Origin of the sequence: Leptolyngbya boryana PCC 6306, assembly GCF_000353285.1 — a bacterium.
Lineage (GTDB): Bacteria > Cyanobacteriota > Cyanobacteriia > Leptolyngbyales > Leptolyngbyaceae > Leptolyngbya > Leptolyngbya boryana.
In genome coordinates this window covers 3,726,441-3,742,355 of sequence record NZ_KB731324.1, presented here as the reverse complement: position 1 = coordinate 3,742,355, position 15,915 = coordinate 3,726,441, and the positions used below count along the sequence as shown (strand labels likewise).

Annotated in this window: 16 protein-coding genes; 8 read left to right on the top strand and 8 right to left on the bottom strand. The window is 46.5% G+C overall.

What is annotated here, in order from left to right; genetic code table 11:
• Positions 1-4: 4 nt before the first annotated feature.
• The 3 genes from LEPBO_RS0118815 to lepB all read right to left on the bottom strand — a co-directional run bounded on the left by LEPBO_RS0118815 (position 5) and on the right by lepB (position 3,801).
• The gene (locus LEPBO_RS0118815) at positions 5-1,255 is read right to left on the bottom strand and encodes a nucleotidyltransferase domain-containing protein (protein ID WP_017289121.1); all 1,251 of its coding nucleotides are present in this window, start codon (positions 1,253-1,255) and stop codon (positions 5-7) included.
• Complete coding sequence (locus LEPBO_RS0118810) at positions 1,252-3,030, bottom strand: ABC transporter ATP-binding protein (RefSeq protein WP_017289120.1); 1,779 nt, start codon at positions 3,028-3,030, stop codon at positions 1,252-1,254. Before LEPBO_RS0118810 ends, LEPBO_RS0118815 begins: the two co-directional genes overlap by 4 nt.
• 144 nt (positions 3,031-3,174) lie before the next feature.
• Entirely contained in the window at positions 3,175-3,801 is a 627-nt protein-coding gene (lepB, locus tag LEPBO_RS0118805; protein WP_026148757.1) for a signal peptidase I, read from the bottom strand.
• Between the two features lie 104 nt (positions 3,802-3,905).
• On the opposite strand from lepB, the gene LEPBO_RS40170 reads away from it, so the two are divergent.
• Positions 3,906-4,499 (top strand): peptidoglycan-binding domain-containing protein, encoded by a 594-nt coding sequence (locus LEPBO_RS40170; RefSeq protein ID WP_026148756.1) that lies wholly within the window; start codon positions 3,906-3,908, stop codon positions 4,497-4,499.
• Between the two features lie 112 nt (positions 4,500-4,611).
• Here the strand turns inward: LEPBO_RS40170 and mscL are convergent, their stop codons facing one another.
• From mscL to rimI, 3 genes are all read right to left on the bottom strand, one after another.
• Positions 4,612-5,022, bottom strand: a complete 411-nt coding sequence (gene mscL, locus LEPBO_RS0118795) for a large conductance mechanosensitive channel protein MscL (RefSeq protein ID WP_017289118.1) — start codon at positions 5,020-5,022, stop codon at positions 4,612-4,614.
• Positions 5,023-5,217: 195 nt separating this feature from the next.
• The gene (locus LEPBO_RS0118790; RefSeq protein WP_017289117.1) at positions 5,218-7,686 is read right to left on the bottom strand and encodes an ATP-dependent Clp protease ATP-binding subunit; all 2,469 of its coding nucleotides are present in this window, start codon (positions 7,684-7,686) and stop codon (positions 5,218-5,220) included.
• 167 nt (positions 7,687-7,853) lie between these two features.
• Complete coding sequence (gene rimI, locus LEPBO_RS37525; protein WP_017289116.1) at positions 7,854-8,504, bottom strand: ribosomal protein S18-alanine N-acetyltransferase; 651 nt, start codon at positions 8,502-8,504, stop codon at positions 7,854-7,856.
• 377 nt (positions 8,505-8,881) lie between these two features.
• Here rimI and LEPBO_RS0118780 point away from each other — a divergent pair, with 377 nt between their 5' ends.
• Positions 8,882-9,628: a DUF6683 family protein gene (locus LEPBO_RS0118780; protein WP_017289115.1), complete on the top strand. Its 747-nt coding sequence runs from the start codon at positions 8,882-8,884 to the stop codon at positions 9,626-9,628.
• Here LEPBO_RS0118780 and LEPBO_RS43365 read toward each other — a convergent pair.
• Positions 9,614-9,805: a hypothetical protein gene (locus tag LEPBO_RS43365; protein WP_017289114.1), complete on the bottom strand. Its 192-nt coding sequence runs from the start codon at positions 9,803-9,805 to the stop codon at positions 9,614-9,616. The genes LEPBO_RS0118780 and LEPBO_RS43365 overlap by 15 nt on opposite strands.
• A 237-nt stretch (positions 9,806-10,042) precedes the next feature.
• Between LEPBO_RS43365 and LEPBO_RS0118765 the strand changes: the two genes are divergently transcribed.
• Positions 10,043-10,486 (top strand): GNAT family N-acetyltransferase, encoded by a 444-nt coding sequence (locus tag LEPBO_RS0118765; protein WP_197693254.1) that lies wholly within the window; start codon positions 10,043-10,045, stop codon positions 10,484-10,486.
• Between the two features lie 105 nt (positions 10,487-10,591).
• On the opposite strand, the gene LEPBO_RS0118760 is transcribed toward LEPBO_RS0118765, so the two are convergent.
• Positions 10,592-10,810, bottom strand: coding sequence for a DUF2281 domain-containing protein (locus LEPBO_RS0118760; protein WP_225903961.1), 219 nt, complete (start codon positions 10,808-10,810; stop codon positions 10,592-10,594).
• 236 nt (positions 10,811-11,046) lie between these two features.
• Here LEPBO_RS0118760 and lysA point away from each other — a divergent pair, with 236 nt between their 5' ends.
• The 5 genes from lysA to LEPBO_RS0118735 all read left to right on the top strand — a co-directional run bounded on the left by lysA (position 11,047) and on the right by LEPBO_RS0118735 (position 15,866).
• On the top strand, positions 11,047-12,426 hold the full coding sequence (gene lysA / locus LEPBO_RS0118755; protein WP_017289110.1) for a diaminopimelate decarboxylase: 1,380 nt from the start codon (positions 11,047-11,049) through the stop codon (positions 12,424-12,426).
• A 78-nt stretch (positions 12,427-12,504) separates the two neighbouring features.
• A complete protein-coding gene (cdaA, locus tag LEPBO_RS0118750; RefSeq protein WP_144056368.1) occupies positions 12,505-13,476 on the top strand; it encodes a diadenylate cyclase CdaA in 972 nt (323 codons plus the stop codon).
• Between the two features lie 56 nt (positions 13,477-13,532).
• A complete protein-coding gene (locus LEPBO_RS0118745) occupies positions 13,533-14,294 on the top strand; it encodes an isoprenyl transferase (protein WP_017289108.1) in 762 nt (253 codons plus the stop codon).
• Positions 14,295-14,321: 27 nt separating this feature from the next.
• Complete coding sequence (locus LEPBO_RS0118740) at positions 14,322-15,065, top strand: Uma2 family endonuclease (protein ID WP_017289107.1); 744 nt, start codon at positions 14,322-14,324, stop codon at positions 15,063-15,065.
• A 156-nt stretch (positions 15,066-15,221) separates the two neighbouring features.
• Entirely contained in the window at positions 15,222-15,866 is a 645-nt protein-coding gene (locus LEPBO_RS0118735; RefSeq protein WP_026148755.1) for a hypothetical protein, read from the top strand.
• Positions 15,867-15,915: the final 49 nt, after the last annotated feature.

Here is a 15,915-nt window from a genome sequence, read left to right as displayed (position 1 = left end):
GGAACTATACCTTGCTTTGTACAGTGAGCAGTTTACGAGCGAATACGTACTGGATCAAAAGTCGAATTGGGCGAAGCACGTAGTAAAGGAAAAATAGCCAGCTTGGCAAAGGTAATAGCTCACGATCGCGATCATTGATCGATGTGATGGTTGTCAAAATCGCAAGCAGCGTGATGAGGGGATAAAAGCCTGTCGCAAAAATGCCATCTCTCGCTTGATCTAGAGTATTCAGTTGGTTCGTATATTCCCACCAAGAAGTTTTCAACACGCCTGTAGGAGCGCGATCGCTCTCAAAAACTTGCTGATGACTGGAATCGTTTCCGGCAAGTTTCTCGCGCACAAATTCGGGTAGCGGAACACCCAGAAGTTGAGCAGTCACCTCAACCCCGATGAGAAAAAGCCGTTGGCTTCGTAAATCAGCCGATAGTTCTAGCGCAGTATTCCAGTTCAACTTAGGATACGCTTGAATGATCTGAGCAACATCACAAATCTGCTTAAATGAGCGCTTCCAAGGTTCCTTCGCAACATTTAGACATTGAACCACCAGTGCTGTCTCCGGCGAAAACGTTTGAATCGACTGTCCCATCAGATCGATCGTGTCTAGATTTTCCCAGAGGCGCTCAATGCGATCGCACTTCCAAGTTCGTCTCGGCGGAATTCCCCAATGTAAGTCAATGCTTCGCTCTGGATTACTATGCAGCAAAGAGTGTTGAAACTTCTGATTAAACAAGGCTGCATCAGGCGTGCGGTTCACTAAAGAAATCTGAAGATATCGCTGAAATTGTAGAAGTTCGCCTGTTGAAACTGGAGAATGATAGCCTGCTGCTACTAAGACTGCTTTTGCTTGCCAAAAATCTTGCCGCTTAACAAGAATATCTAAATCATTGAATTGACGAAAGGCAATATTGCCGTATGCAGAAGCCGCAAGTGCCGATCCCTTAAATGCGATCGCATCAATTCCAGCCGCTTCAAGCTGCGCAAGCACCTTCAAGAGTTCCTGAGTTTGCGAGACATTATGCAATCCATTCATCCGATAACAGACTTGCAAATTCATCAGGATGGATCGCGGGACTTGAACATCCATCGATTTAAGAGCGTGATATAGCAGCGGCATAACGCCATGATCGATCGCAGTTTTTAACAGTACCGACCAATCGATCGCCCCTCCCAACGCATCTTTCACGTCGCACTCGGCTGTTGTGCCGAAATAGAGCCGGATACAGGCTAGTAAAGCAGTATTTTCAGGAGTTGTCATTGATAGTGTTTGGCTTGAATTTCAAACAAGTGAGCATAGGTTCCTCGTCGCGCCATTAATTGGTCATGCGTCCCACTTTCTGTGATTCTTCCTTGATCCATCACATAAATTCGATCCGCCATCTTGACCGTTGAGAGACGATGAGTAATTAACAACGCTGAGCGATCGCGCATCAGATCCCGAAATTTCTGAAAGACTTCAGCCTCAGCTTTGGCATCCATAGCGCTGGTTGGTTCATCGAGCACAACCAACTGAGCTTCACGTAAAAAAGCCCGAGCTAATGCAATCTTTTGCCATTGTCCTCCGCTGAGTTCTTCGCCCCCTTTAAACCACTTTCCGAGCAGGGTGTTATAGCCTTGTGGCAAGGTTTGAATCACCGCATCGGCACCCGATTGATGAGCAGATTGAACAATGCGATCAGAGGTAATCGGTAGTTCAATATTGCCAAGCCAGATATTATCTTGGGCGCTGAATTGATAGCGCGTGTAGTCTTGGAAAATCACACTGATCTGACGATGCAAATCGTCAGGCGAGAAGTGCCGAATGTCAATGCCATCGATCGTAATCCGCCCTTCTGTGACATCGTAGAGTCGAGTCAAAAGTTTGACCAATGTTGTTTTACCCGAGCCATTTTCACCAACGAGTGCAATCACTTCTCCCGGTTGAATAGAAAGATTGATTTGCTTCAGTGCAAAACGGGCAGAATTCTGGTATCGAAAACTGACATTTTCAAACACAATTCCGCGGCGAAACGGATATGGCACAGTTGTCGGGTGAAGAGGTTTCGCGATCGTGGGTTGAATCGCCAAAAACTCGTACAGGTCAGCAAGAAATAGATGATTTTCATGCAGGCTTGCTAGATTGCCAATGAGATCTTTCAGCGCACCCTGCCCGCGTTGCAGAGCTTGGCTATAAAGGACGAGATCGCCGAGCTGAAATTTCCCCTGCAACGTTTGTTCAATCATGAATCCATACGCTGCAAGAACTGCAAGGCTCGTGATCCCTTGCATGAGCAATCGAGCACTGGCTTGTCGGGTAATCAACGCAAGCTTTTCTCGCAGCAATTGCTGTCTTAACTCCTGCACCCATTCAATCAGTAAGTTGCCAATATTGAAGAGCCGAATTTCTTTCGCTGGGCTATCGCCTAACAGTAAATGCCCAAAATAATTAGCTTTACGTTCAAGTTCAGTTTGATGTCGCTGCCACTTGTAAAGCGCTTTAGACTGTTGAACCCGCAGAAGCATCATGGGCATCGAGGCAACGACTAAAATACTAATCAACCCCCAATGCATCGTGATGAGTAACCCGGCAACCACAATGAGAGAAAGGGCACTTTGCCCAATTGAGGTCAAATTGTTCAACATTCGAGTAGGACGGTGAGGCGCCTCCCACTTCGCACGCTCTAGAATGTCTTGATACTGAGGATTTTCATAAGACTCTAAATCAATCTCGATCGCTTTTCTGTAGAGTACAACTTGCATGTAATCCGTCACTCGCTGAGATAAAGTCGTCGAGACTAACTCAGCGATAACGGCAGCAAAATTAGTCAGCAGCATGACTATTCCTGTACCCATCAACAGAAATAGAATGTGATTAAAATTTTGAGACTGACTCGTTCCCTTGAGACTACTGGCAATGCTGTCAACAATCAGCTTAATCAAGTAAAGCTGGATCAGCGGTAACAGCGTTTGAACAATCGCCACAAAGCTATGAATCGTTGTCCAGAATGGCGAACTTTGCCACACTAACGTAACTGCGCGGTTAATTTTCAACATGTAGAAACCCAACAGGAGAATGATCTCCGAATGATTTCCTATTCAAGTGATTTAGGAAACAAGTAGAGCAAGTTCGGTTTCTACTGATTCGTGTACTCTGTTTTTACGACAGGCTTTTTTGAAAAACTTCACGCAAAATTCACATTATGATCTGGTATCAATACTGACTCGTCCAATGCGATCGAATGGATAAAACCGGATCCAAGCGCGACCCAAGATAAAATCTTTGGGCAAAAAGCCCCAAACATGCGAATCATTACTATTGTTTCGGTTGTCTCCCATCACAAAGTAGCTATCTGCTGGAACAGCTGCAGGTCGCATCGTATACTTCGGCGGTTCAGCAATATACGGTTCTTGTAAGGCCTGACCATCGACAAATACTTTTCCAGACTTAATCTCGACCGTTTGCCCAGGCTTGCCAATGATCCGCTTGATGAAGGCTTGATCTTTAGAATATCCAAGTTCTTGTAACTGAGGGGGTGGATCAAAGACAATGATGTCGCCAAATTCTGGTGGATGCGATCGATACGACAATTTCTCAACGACTAAGCGATCGCCCACTCGCAACGTCGGAACCATCGAATCAGATGGAATAAATCTCGGTTCTGCCACATACGATCTCACGAGCAAAGCCAAAATCAAGGCAATAAATAGAATTTGGAAGTTCTCCCACCAGATTTTCCATTTGGGCGGAGAATCTGAAGCAGGAAGATTTTGAGGTTCGGCTTTGGTTTCGGGAGTCATGGCACGTTTAACTTGGTCTTTGGACATTTTATCTCTCTTCCACTTCTTTACCGATTTTGACCAGGCTTTCTTGTAGCAAAATAGAAACTGAATTGTCTGTAAAAACGTGCAAAATTCAGGAGCATCGTTCTATGCCAATCACTTCACTTCAAGACCTACGAGAAAATCTCGATGGACTGGGATACTATCTAGGTCCTAGAGGACTTGATGGGTTAGGAAATAGCGTGAATGCTTGCGATCGTGACATTCTCGGTGCGATTAACTGTGACACAACTTCGCTGCGAGTCTTATCGAATTTAGACGACTACACCCGTGCTGCGATTCTGCAATACCAATTGGATAGCAACATGGCAGCAACCGGAAACGATGGTGCAGATTTGAGAAGTTCGATCGAGAAGACGGTGAGAATTCTACAAAACAATCTCAAAATCGTTTTGAAAGTCGATATTGAGCTGAGCGGCAACTACCGCCGCACGACTTATAGTGCTGTTAAAACTTATCAAAGAACTCGCAAACTTCCTGTTACAGGAATTGCGACACTTACAGTTCGGAGACGCTTAAATGATGATGCAAAAGGTGTCGTATCTCCAACTCCGACTCCCACTTCCGAACTGAATGAACTTCGCAAACTGAAAAGCGATTTAATCACTTTGAAACAGAGTCTCCAAGCCCGACAAATTAATGATCAAGAGTTTATTCGCGAAGTGTTTGCAAGACTTCCTTAAGTCCGAGAAGTTGGAGGTCTTAAAATTCTTAACTTTTCATTCAGGTTTAACTTTAAAAAGAACGATCGCGATTCTCAAAAGTGAACTGCGATCGTTCAATCGTGAAATTCAATTAGTTCATTTTAGAAGCCAAACGATCGATCGCATTGGTCAAACGTTCTTGAGAAACTAACAATGGATCGGGTGCTGCGGCTTCTTCGATCGCTTCTTGTCGGGAAAAACGCCGCTTTGCTTTCTCAAATGCACGAATCATCAAGAAGATTGCAAAAGCAATCACCAGGAAATTGATAACCGACGCAAGAAAAACTCCATACTTAATTCCTTCGTACGAGAGATTCTGCAAACTATCAACTCGAGCAGCTTTCAAAGCCGGATTCAAAATTAACGGAGTAATAATATCCTCTACAAACGAAGTCACAATTTTGCCAAAAGCAGCACCAATAATGACTGCAACTGCAAGGTCAATGACATTTCCTTGCATAAGAAACTTCTGAAAATCAGCCCAAAAACTACTTCTTGCCATAGGTCAATTTGTCCTCAACTTTCACAATAGAAATGATTCAATCTGCCGACTGCATCATTTTCTACTTACGCGTATTATAGGACGAGAATTATTGCAGTTTTTCAAAGATCTGATATTTCTTATAGATAGCATCAAAAAAATAAAGGGATAGAAAGTCAACTCTTTCTATCCCTTTTACTTTTCAAGAATTAGAACTTACTCTGCTGCTGGCAGCAATTCTCGCTCTTGACCGTGAAGTACCTTCACTTGTCCATTCTCATCTACGTCAACCGTCGCAATATCGCCATCTTTCACCCGTGCAGATAGAATCTCTTCTGCTAACGAGTCCTCAAGCAATCGCATAATGGCTCGACGGAGCGGACGTGCACCATAGCTCGGATTGTAGCCTTCATCAACGAGGCGATCTTTGAACCGCTCCGTGACTTGCAGCGTAATTCCTTGCTCTTTCAAACGCTTGAACACGTCGTTGAGCATGATGTCCGCGATCTCTTTGACTTCTGCCTTGTTCAACTGACGGAAGACGATAATTTCATCTAGTCGGTTCAAGAACTCAGGACGGAAGTATTGCTTCAGTTCTTCGTTCACCAAGGAGCGGATGCGGTTGTATTGCGATTCCGATTCGTTCTCGGTAGAGAACTCGAAACCAAGTCCACCGCCACCCTTCTCGATCACCTTAGAACCAATGTTCGAGGTCATGATCAAGAGTGTGTTCTTGAAGTCTACAGTGCGTCCCTTGGCATCGGTCAAACGACCATCTTCCAAGATTTGCAGCAGCATGTTGAACACGTCGGGGTGCGCTTTCTCGATTTCGTCGAAGAGCACAACGGTGTAAGGTCTACGACGAACGGCTTCAGTCAATTGACCACCTTCGTTGTAACCGACATATCCAGGAGGCGAACCGATCAGTTTAGAAACGGTGTGACGCTCCATGAACTCTGACATGTCGAGACGAATCATCGCTTCTTCAGATCCGAAGAAGTAAGCTGCTAAGGCTTTCGTCAATTCGGTTTTACCTACCCCAGTCGGACCAGAGAAGATAAAGGACGCGATCGGGCGATTGGGATTCTTCAAGCCCACCCGTGCGCGGCGAATTGCACGCGATACTGCTTTCACCGCTTCATCTTGACCAATCAAGCGAGTGTGCAGCGTATCTTCCATGTGCAGCAGCTTCTCAGACTCAGATTCGGTGAGTTTGTTCACCGGAACGCCTGTCCAAGAGGCAACGATTTGCGCGATGTCATCTTCGCCGACCACCGGAGAAGCATTTTCATCGGTCGCTTCGGTTTTGCGGGTTTGAGCGATCGCTCTGATTTCCGCTTTGATCTCCATTTCGCGATCGCGCAGTTCACCTGCTCGGTCGAAATTCTGAGATCTGACTGCATCATCTTTGTCTTTCAGGACTTGACGCAGTTCGCGATCGAGTTCTTTTGCAGCGGGCGGCAATTGAGAATTAATCAACCGCACGCGCGAGCCTGCTTCGTCGATCAAGTCGATCGCTTTATCCGGCAAGAATCGATCTGAGATATAGCGATCGGATAACTTCGCGGCTGCTTCTAGCGCTTCATCTGAAATTTTCAGCTTGTGGTGCTGCTCATAACGTTCGCGTAAGCCTCGGAGGATCTCGATCGTTTCATCGACCGAAGGTTCACCCACCATGACAGGCTGGAAGCGGCGTTCGAGCGCTGCATCGCGTTCAATGTGCTTCCGATACTCATCGAGCGTCGTTGCACCAATACATTGCAGTTCACCTCGGGCAAGGGCTGGCTTCAGAATGTTGGCAGCGTCGATCGCGCCTTCTGCCGCGCCTGCACCGATTAAGGTATGAACTTCGTCAATGACCAGGATGACATTTCCGGCAGAGCGGATTTCATCCATGATTTTTTTCAAGCGTTCCTCGAATTCGCCTCGGTACTTGGTTCCTGCCACGAGTAGACCGATATCGAGGGTGACGACGCGCTTATCTTCTAAGATGTCAGGAACGTCATCATTGGCAATGCGTTGAGCGAGTCCTTCAGCGATCGCGGTTTTACCGACCCCAGGCTCACCAATTAACACGGGGTTGTTCTTCGTCCGACGACCCAGGATTTGAATGACTCGTTCGATTTCTTTTTGGCGACCGACCACGGGATCGAGCTTGCCTTCGGCTGCCATCTGCGTCAGATTTGAGCCGAATTCGTCTAAGGTCGGGGTTTTGGTGCGACCTTGGCTACCACCCGAAGTGACTTCGGCGGTTTCGCCTAACATCCGAATAACTTGAGTACGAACTTTCGAGAGGTCAACGCCTAGATTCTCTAACACCCTGGCGGCAACGCCTTCACCTTCTCGAATTAATCCTAAGAGCAGGTGTTCGGTTCCAATATAATTGTGACCGAGTTGGCGAGCCTCCTCAAGCGAGAGTTCCAAAACGCGCTTTGCCCGTGGGGTAAACGGAATTTCCACTGCCACAAAGCCGGAACCGCGACCAATGATCTTCTCAACTTCGATCCGAGCGTCCTTGAGGTTCACTCCCATCGATTTGAGAACTTTGGCAGCGACACCCGTTCCTTCTCCAATCAGACCCAGGAGGATCTGCTCTGTACCCACAAAGTTATGACCCAAGCGGCGTGCTTCCTCTTGGGCTAACATAATCACCTTAATGGCTTTTTCTGTGAAGCGTTCAAACATGGCGTATTTCCATTCACCTGCTGCGTAGGTCTGATTCTAGCATAGCCGAACTCTCCGGTTACGGAGTTCCGAAACAGGCAAATGGGAGGATTACCGAACGAAATCCTGCCGTTAGAATGAATTGAAATTGTGTGATTTACTACCAAAGGCAGATTGTTATCGAATCTTTAGGGAGAAGTCAAGCTGATTTTTTTCAGGTTCAGCAAAGCTTCAGGATCGCTGAGTGTCCATTGTTGCTGGTGGAGTTGATCGCGAATTTGTTGCCACTTTTCCTTTAGAGAATCCTCGAATTCTGCTGTTTGTAGTTGACCACGCCAGAGAATTAAGGCATTTTCGCCCGTATCAGTGTAGTAATTCTTACGCTGACCTGCAACTTTAAACTGGAACTTTTCGTATAAAGAGATTGCAGCCTCATTAGAAATTCTAACTTCTAACGTAGCGTGTTTCATTTGGCGTTGACGCGCCCGATCGAGCAATGCCAGTAAGATCAATTGTCCAAATCCCTGATGTTGATCATCGGGATGAATCGCGAGAATGGTAATGTGCGCTTCGTCTACGATCGCCCAGAAACATCCATAGCCAATTAAATGATCCCCAGATAAGAGCGCGATTAATTCACTATTTGGGCTGTCTACTTCTCGCTGATATCCTTCGATCGTCCAGAGTCCATTGAAGCAAATTTGATCCAGTTCGAGGACTTTGGGGAGGAGCGGGTGGTCGATTGTCTGTAGCGTAATGGAATTCACAGGGATAGGATGAACAGAACGAATCTGATTGTATCGAAGTGCGATCGATATGAGAAAATTTTGATCACTCACGATGCGGGCTTGAGAGATGCTTGAGGCAAGACTTTCAACTCGCGAATGCAGGAGATTTTAAGGGTAGCATTGCTAGAAGCATGAGAGCTTTTGAAATCAGGTGAAGCACGGGTTGAAATTAGCAGCAATTAGACAAGTTGACGAGATCGCGTCAACGCTGATTGGTAAATGAGAAGATGCGATAACTCATCATTGTTTACTGTATAAATTACTCCTGGACACTCGTTCTAGAAAAGTTTAGACTGGATCCTTCCTCAGCTAAGGAAATTATGTGAAGGCAAAAGTTTTAAGCCTTCTATGCGATCGTTTTGGCGCAGGGTGCTGTAATGCTCAAGTTCTCAACTGTGTAAACTTCAAGACCCATAACAGAAGAACCGATGAACCCATCCATTCGTGCCATCCTCATAACCGTCTTCATCACTGCTGGCTTTGGTAGCCCAGCTTCGGCTCAGTTTGGCGCACCTAGCAGTCTCAGCTTCAGCAACATGAATGCCTACCTCAGCATCCAGAAAAATGCTGCAATGGTTCGTGAAACTCAGACACGGCTTGATAGCATCAATCGGCGCAACAACAGTGACCGGAGTGCGCAAACCACTGCCCGCGCCCAAGCTCAAACCGCCCCACAAACAAGCTTTAGCTCCAGTCCGCAACGCCTGCTGGTGACGCAGTTTTCTCAGAGTTTGAGCAACGACCCCACTATACTAAGTCAGTTGAACGAAACTTTTATCGGGGGCTTCACTGCTTTCGAGCAAGAAGCCCAACGTCTGGGTCGCCCTAACAATGTCGCGATGGCATTCACCTACTTGGTCGGGGTTTGCTACATGGTGCATTACGGCGAGGAACCCAGTGAAACTGCGCTGATGAATCTCCAAGCTAACGTCGATGCTGCCTTCGGTTCTTCGGCAACCTTCAAAGCACTGAACAGCCAAGAGCGTCAAAAGCTCTATGAAACCTTTGTTCTGATGGCGACTCTGCCTCTAGCGGGCTATGTAGTAGCAACCGAGGAGAAAGACCAAGAGTTGCTCGAAACCTACCGCTCGATCGCTGGAGTTTCTCTCGAAACTGCTTTGGGAGTGCGCCCAGATCGGTTGCGCTTTACGGCGACAGGGTTAGAACTGCGCTAAAGAACAAATCTGATACAAAACGGTCACCCTATATCCGATCGAGCGATCCCCAGATAAGAGTGCGATTAATTCACGATTGAGGCTGTCTACTTCTCGGTGATACCCTGCGATTGCCCAAAGTCCGTTGAAACAAACTTGATCCAGTTCGAGGACTTTGGGGAGGAGCGGGTGGTCCATCGTTTGAAGCGTGATGGAATTCACAGAGATAGCGCATAGACGGACGGATCTGATTGTATCGAAGTCAAGTCGATCGAGATGAAAGAACCTATGAATCTCTGAGGCTGTATCCAGAATCAATCAAGCTGTTACCGTTTGAGCTAGCGTCAACCCAATCTGAAATCGCAACGATTTGAATGAAATCGCATGAAAATTCGGAATGTGCAGCCCAGTGACTATCAATCCATTATTTGTGTTGTGAATGAATGGTGGGGCGGCAGACAGATGAGAGATATGCTCCCTAAGCTCTTTTTTGTTCACTTTTGTGAGACAAGTTTCATCGCAGAAATTGATCAAAAAATTATTGGTTTTTTAATTGGCTTCTTATCGCAGAGTCACTCGGAAGAAGCATATATTCACTTTGTTGGAATTCACCCGGATTTTAGGACGCAAGGTGTAGGAAGTGCTTTGTATCAACAGTTCTTTCAAGTGGTGCAAAGGTTTGAGCGGGTTCGAGTTAGGTGTGTAACTTCCCCGGTTAATCAAGACTCGATCGCTTATCATCTACGCTTGGGATTTGAGGCTGAACCTAGTAATGCTGAGAGAAATGGAGTGCCTTTCCATCCAGATTACGATGGCTCAGGAGAAGATAGGGTTTTATTTATCAAGCAACTATCAGAAATTAATAGGCTGGTAATCTGACACAAAATCTAGATCGTTATCTTGAATGTGGCTAGAACTTAGCGGGTCGCCGTTTTGCATTTGTCAAATCCGAGAACGGAAACGGCACGATCACCACATCGCCCTTTACAAATCTTGCCAAGCTTCGTCCTCCTCCGGTCTAAGCCAGTCCTTCGCTAGAACTGCCTCACTCATCGCACTAATTTCAAGTTTGTTCCGCAAATGTTTTGATTTCAGAAATTGAACAAAATCTAGAACTTCTTCGAGCAAGAAATCAGGGATCTCGTCAATTTCATGCAGCAATTGTTCTTTCGCTTGCATAGAGGTAATCGCAGTAGACTTCATTTCACTCTACACAGAAGCGTATGAGTTAAGACGATCCTCAAAATTTCAGGCTGAGCAGCGATCGACGAATTACAGTAAATCAAGTCGCGATCGCGGATTCTCAATCGGAGTTCAAGGAATTGGAACGGGGGACGATCAATCAGAAATTACTCTTAAATCCAAAGCCCTCAATTGTAAACTGGTAGATACTGCAAAAAAAGCTAGCTACAACACCTGCCAGCATTGAGGACTCACGCATGGTATCGACTCCGATTGCAACGACGGCTTCTGGTCGTCAATATCTCCCGAATTCCGGTTCCGATCGCTCTCCCAATCAATTTCTCATGCCCCTGACCGCGAAGGTCAACGATCGCGATCATCTCGAAGTCGGCGGCTGTGACTTGACTGAACTGGTCAAACATTTCGGATCTCCGCTCTATGTTTTAGATGAAACAGGCTTGCGAACGGCTTGCCAACAATATCGCGATGCATTTCGCCGCTACTATCCTGCAGAAACGCAGGTGTTGTACGCCTCAAAAGCTTGGAACTGTTTGGCAGTCTGCTCGATCGTCTCTCAGGAAGGACTGGGGATCGATGTGGCAACTGGAGGCGAACTTTATACCGCGCTGCAGGTTGGAGCCGATCCAAGCAAGATTTATCTGCACGGAAATAACAAGTCGATCGCTGAATTAGAATATGCCGTGAAATCCGGTTGCACGATCGTTGTTGACAATCAGCTTGAACTACAACGATTGGCGCAGATGAATGCTGAGCGTCCGATCCGAGTCATGCTGAGAATTACACCCGGATTAGATTGCCATACGCATGAATATATCCGCACCGGGCACTTAGACAGCAAATTTGGCTTTGATCCCAATCAAGTCGAAGATATTTTCCAGTTCATCAGTCAGAATTCAAATCTTGAATTAACTGGCTTGCACGCTCATATCGGTTCGCAGATTTTTGAACTGCAAGCGCATCGCGATTTGCCCAGCGTCATGCTGCAATGGGTGAAGAAAGCTGCTCAATACGGTTTGAATGTTCCCGAAGTGAATATTGGTGGCGGTTTAGGGATTTGCTACAACGAAAGCGATGATCCACCTAGCATTGATGAATGGGTGAAGATTGTTGCAGAATCGATGGTCAAAGCCTGTGAAGCAGAAAATATGCCGCTGCCGAAATTGCTCTGTGAACCAGGTCGATCGCTGATTGGGTCTTCTTGCATCACTGCTTACACAGTCGGTGGACGCAAAACTGTGCCAGGAATTCGCACTTATATTAGTGTCGATGGCGGCATGTCAGACAATCCAAGACCGATTACCTATCAGTCCATCTGTCGTGCAGTCATTGCGAATCGGATGTCTGCTGAGCCAAAAGAGACAGTCACAATCGCTGGAAAACACTGTGAATCCGGAGATGTCTTAATCAAAGATATTTCGCTGCCTCAAACACAACCGGGAGATATTCTCGTCGTGATGGCAACGGGAGCCTACAATTACAGCATGGCATCGAACTACAATCGGTTGACTCGTCCGGCAGCAGTTCTCGTGTATGAAGGAGAAGCGAGCATTATCCTCGAACGAGAAACTTATGCCGACTTGATTCGCAACGATCGCGTCCCGGATAGATTGAAATAAAGCAGGATGAAGGATAAAGGGTGAGGATGAGCAGAGATGGAAATTCAATTGCAAGTCTCCCCTCTAAGCTTGTATACAATGACCCAAGCCCTTAGTTTCTTACTCTTTATTCCTTCTGCTTTGACCTCCCTACTCAAGTTCGTTTTTGAAAATCTCCGATTTCTCGTTGATGTCGGGTTAGTCTTGGCGCTGACCTACGTGATGCTCGTGATCATCGGACGAGAAAGACGTACCCTCTGGATGGTGCGGGGATTTATTATTTTGATGCTCGCGGCGGCGGTCAGTCGTCGCATGGATTTAGCCTTGCTGAGTTTTGTCCTCAATAATCTGGTGGTTGGGGCAGCCGTAGCAATGGCGTTTATTCTTCAATCTGAGTTCCGCCGATTTCTTGAGCAATTGGGACGAGGAGAAATCACGCAACTTTTTCAACCGTCCAATCGAAATTTACCCAGTTCAGATAGTGTGACCGATGAGATTGTCGAAGCGGTGAAAGGACTTTCTCAAAATCGTACTGGAGCTTTAATTATTATCGAGACCGGAACTGCGATCGACGAACGAGATTTCTCAGTTCCGGGTGTTAAACTGAATGCCGAAATCTCTAAAGAACTCCTACAAACAATCTTTCAAACCACGACACTTTTACACGATGGAGCGGTTTTAATTCGAGGTTCTCGCGTGATTGCCGCCGGGGTAATTTTGCCATTATCGGAAAAAACGGCATCTCGGCAGCTTGGGACTCGGCACCGGGCTGCCATGGGCATTACTGAGAAATTAGAAAATTGTATTTGTGTCGTCGTTTCTGAAGAAACCGGGTCGATTTCGCTGGCTGAACGCGGAATGTTAAATCGTCCCTTAACCAGCAGTAAACTAAAGGAGCTTCTAGAAGAACGGTTTTCACAGTCGGGCGATCGCGAACCTGTCACGCGCGATCTGAAAAGTCTCGGTCGTCAATTCCGAACAAAGGCAGTATTCTTATTCTCGCGTTTATTTAACGAAGGTAGTTTAAAAGACCGCCGGATTCGGAATGAACGTAAGCGAGGCGACTCTTAATTCTGCTAAAACCAAGTTGACTTTAACCCCTTTTATCGGCGTTCCCCGAAACCACAATGACTGCCAAGCACAAAATTTTTCAAGATTTACCTGCTGATCTAGACCGCAATCGCTTGCCCCGCCACGTCGCGGTGATTATGGATGGAAATGGACGGTGGGCAAAACGGCAGGGTAGACCTCGAATTATGGGGCATCGACGTGGTGTAGATGTGCTGAAAGATTTACTTCGCTGCTGTCGCGATTGGGGAATTGAAGCCTTAACGGCTTATGCCTTCTCAACTGAGAATTGGGGACGCCCACTCGAAGAAGTGGAATTCTTGATGACTTTGTTTGAGCGAGTCTTGCGGCAAGAGCTGCGTGAAATGAAGGAAGAAAATGTCCGGATTCAATTTGTTGGGAATTTGGATGCGCTGCCCACGAGTTTGCAGGCGGAGATTGAACGGGCGGTTTTAGAAACGAAAGATAATCCGGGAATTCGGTTTACGGTCGCAACGAATTACGGTGGACGACAGGAGATTATTAAGGCATGTCGCTCGATCGCCACTCAAATTCAACAAGGGTTAATTCAGCCAGATGATATTGATGAGAGCTTATTTGAGCGGCATTTGTATACTGCGGGAATCTGCGATCCGGATCTGATGATTCGCACTAGCGGAGAAATGCGGCTCAGTAATTTCTTGCTCTGGCAAGCTGCTTATGCAGAGTTGTATGTGACCGATACGTTATGGCCCGACTTTGATCGAGCTGAATTTCACCAGGCTTTGATCTCATATCAGCAACGAGAACGACGATTTGGCAAGGTTGGGAAGAAACTTTAAGATGAAAGGAGCGCTGGAGGACTCAAGATGTTCGAGTACAAGCCTCTCCATTACTACCCTTCTTCTGAAGAACTGCCCGACTCGGATGATACGCCTGTGGATAATGAGCTTCAAGATTTAATTCCAGGCTTGTTAAAAGCAATTCTTGGATACCTATGGGTCGATCGCTGGGATTGGTTCTTTGGGATCGATATGGGGATTTATTACGATCCAGAAGAACCTGCGATCGTGCCGGACGGATTTCTCAGTTTGGGAGTTGAGCGGTTTATCGATGAAGATTTGCGGCTCAGTTATCCCTTGTGGGAAGAAGGTGTCGTTCCAATTTTTGTTTTAGAAGTCGTTTCGCAGAATTACCGAGGTGAATACAGCACTAAAAAACTCATGTATCAGGAAATGGGGGTGCTGTATTACGTCGTATATTCCAGCCGCCGCCGTCGCAAGCCACCGCTTGAAGTTTATAAATTAGTCAATGGCGAATATATGTTGCTTTCGACCCAATCTCCTTGTTGGATGCCGGAAATCGGTTTAGGGATTGGGCGAGAGCGTGCAACTTATCTGGGCATTGAGCGGGAATGGGTCTTTTGGTACAACGAGCAAGGCGATCGTTATCTTCTCCCGGATGAGCGGACAGAATTAGCACAACGCCAAGCTGAAGCTGCACAACGCCAAGCTGAAATTGCACAACGCCAAGCTGAAGCTGCACAACAACAACTTGAACAATTACGAGAACAGCTACGCAGTCGTGGAATTGATCCGGATACGCTTGGATAGTTGAGCGATCGTGATTTCTTCGAGATCGCGGTCTTGATCCGGCTACGCTCTAAACTGCGGACAAACTACCCAACTGGGCACTGTAGATCGCAGATCGTGACTGACACAATGAATTCAAAAGCACCGATGCTTTAATTCATGATTCAGGAGAACGTAATGCCCTCTTCCGTATTTTCAGTCGATCGCGGTTCGATGACGAAAATTCCGTCTCATTTGAAAGACCGTCTCTCATCTGAAGCCGTGAAACGACTGGCTGCCCCCAAAGTCGAAGTTTGGTTTACTGGATTTCAATGTTTAGAAGAATCAAATGAATGGTCGGATAGTGATGAGCCTTATATGTTTCTAGGCGTTTCTTCTTCTGATCAAGCGCAAACACCTTATGAAACAGGTGTAATTGAAGTGGACGAAGGCGATGTCATTCGATCTGCAATCCGCCTGTATTCAGGATCTGCAAGAGACTTGATTTTAGCAGCAGTCATTCGAGAAAACGATGAAGGTGATCCTCATGCTTTCTCTGCAACATTTAAATCAATTTTGGATGCAGGGAATAGTGCGCTCAACAGTCAAACTGGGGTGTCTGTGCCAGAAACGGTAGAAATGTTTATTGCGAATAAGTTAAGTGAGCTAGTCGGCGCAGGGGATGATGATGTCGGCAGACGAGCGGAGCTTTTTACAAAAGAGCGCTTGATTCAGCTTGCAAATCAAGGGGAAGGGGGTGATCCAATCGCTGATTTCACTTGGGAAATGGGCAGCCCATCTGAGGGACGCTACCGACTCTACTTCTTTGTACGTCGCATCTAGTTTCTGCGCTGGACGGGTTTCTCGACTTAAAGCAAGTGATACCAAATCA

Coding starts and splice junctions, on each gene's coding strand:
- LEPBO_RS0118780 (WP_017289115.1), top strand. CDS start 8,882: ATGAACCCATCCATTCGTGCCATCCTCATAACCGTCTTCATCACTGCT.
- LEPBO_RS0118740 (WP_017289107.1), top strand. CDS start 14,322: ATGTTCGAGTACAAGCCTCTCCATTACTACCCTTCTTCTGAAGAACTG.
- LEPBO_RS0118790 (WP_017289117.1), bottom strand. CDS start 7,686: ATGTTTGAACGCTTCACAGAAAAAGCCATTAAGGTGATTATGTTAGCC.
- cdaA (WP_144056368.1), top strand. CDS start 12,505: ATGACCCAAGCCCTTAGTTTCTTACTCTTTATTCCTTCTGCTTTGACC.
- LEPBO_RS43365 (WP_017289114.1), bottom strand. CDS start 9,805: ATGGACCACCCGCTCCTCCCCAAAGTCCTCGAACTGGATCAAGTTTGT.
- mscL (WP_017289118.1), bottom strand. CDS start 5,022: ATGGCAAGAAGTAGTTTTTGGGCTGATTTTCAGAAGTTTCTTATGCAA.
- LEPBO_RS40170 (WP_026148756.1), top strand. CDS start 3,906: ATGCCAATCACTTCACTTCAAGACCTACGAGAAAATCTCGATGGACTG.
- LEPBO_RS0118810 (WP_017289120.1), bottom strand. CDS start 3,030: ATGTTGAAAATTAACCGCGCAGTTACGTTAGTGTGGCAAAGTTCGCCA.
- LEPBO_RS0118815 (WP_017289121.1), bottom strand. CDS start 1,255: ATGACAACTCCTGAAAATACTGCTTTACTAGCCTGTATCCGGCTCTAT.
- lepB (WP_026148757.1), bottom strand. CDS start 3,801: ATGTCCAAAGACCAAGTTAAACGTGCCATGACTCCCGAAACCAAAGCC.
- LEPBO_RS0118760 (WP_225903961.1), bottom strand. CDS start 10,810: ATGAAGTCTACTGCGATTACCTCTATGCAAGCGAAAGAACAATTGCTG.
- LEPBO_RS0118735 (WP_026148755.1), top strand. CDS start 15,222: ATGCCCTCTTCCGTATTTTCAGTCGATCGCGGTTCGATGACGAAAATT.
- lysA (WP_017289110.1), top strand. CDS start 11,047: ATGGTATCGACTCCGATTGCAACGACGGCTTCTGGTCGTCAATATCTC.
- LEPBO_RS0118745 (WP_017289108.1), top strand. CDS start 13,533: ATGACTGCCAAGCACAAAATTTTTCAAGATTTACCTGCTGATCTAGAC.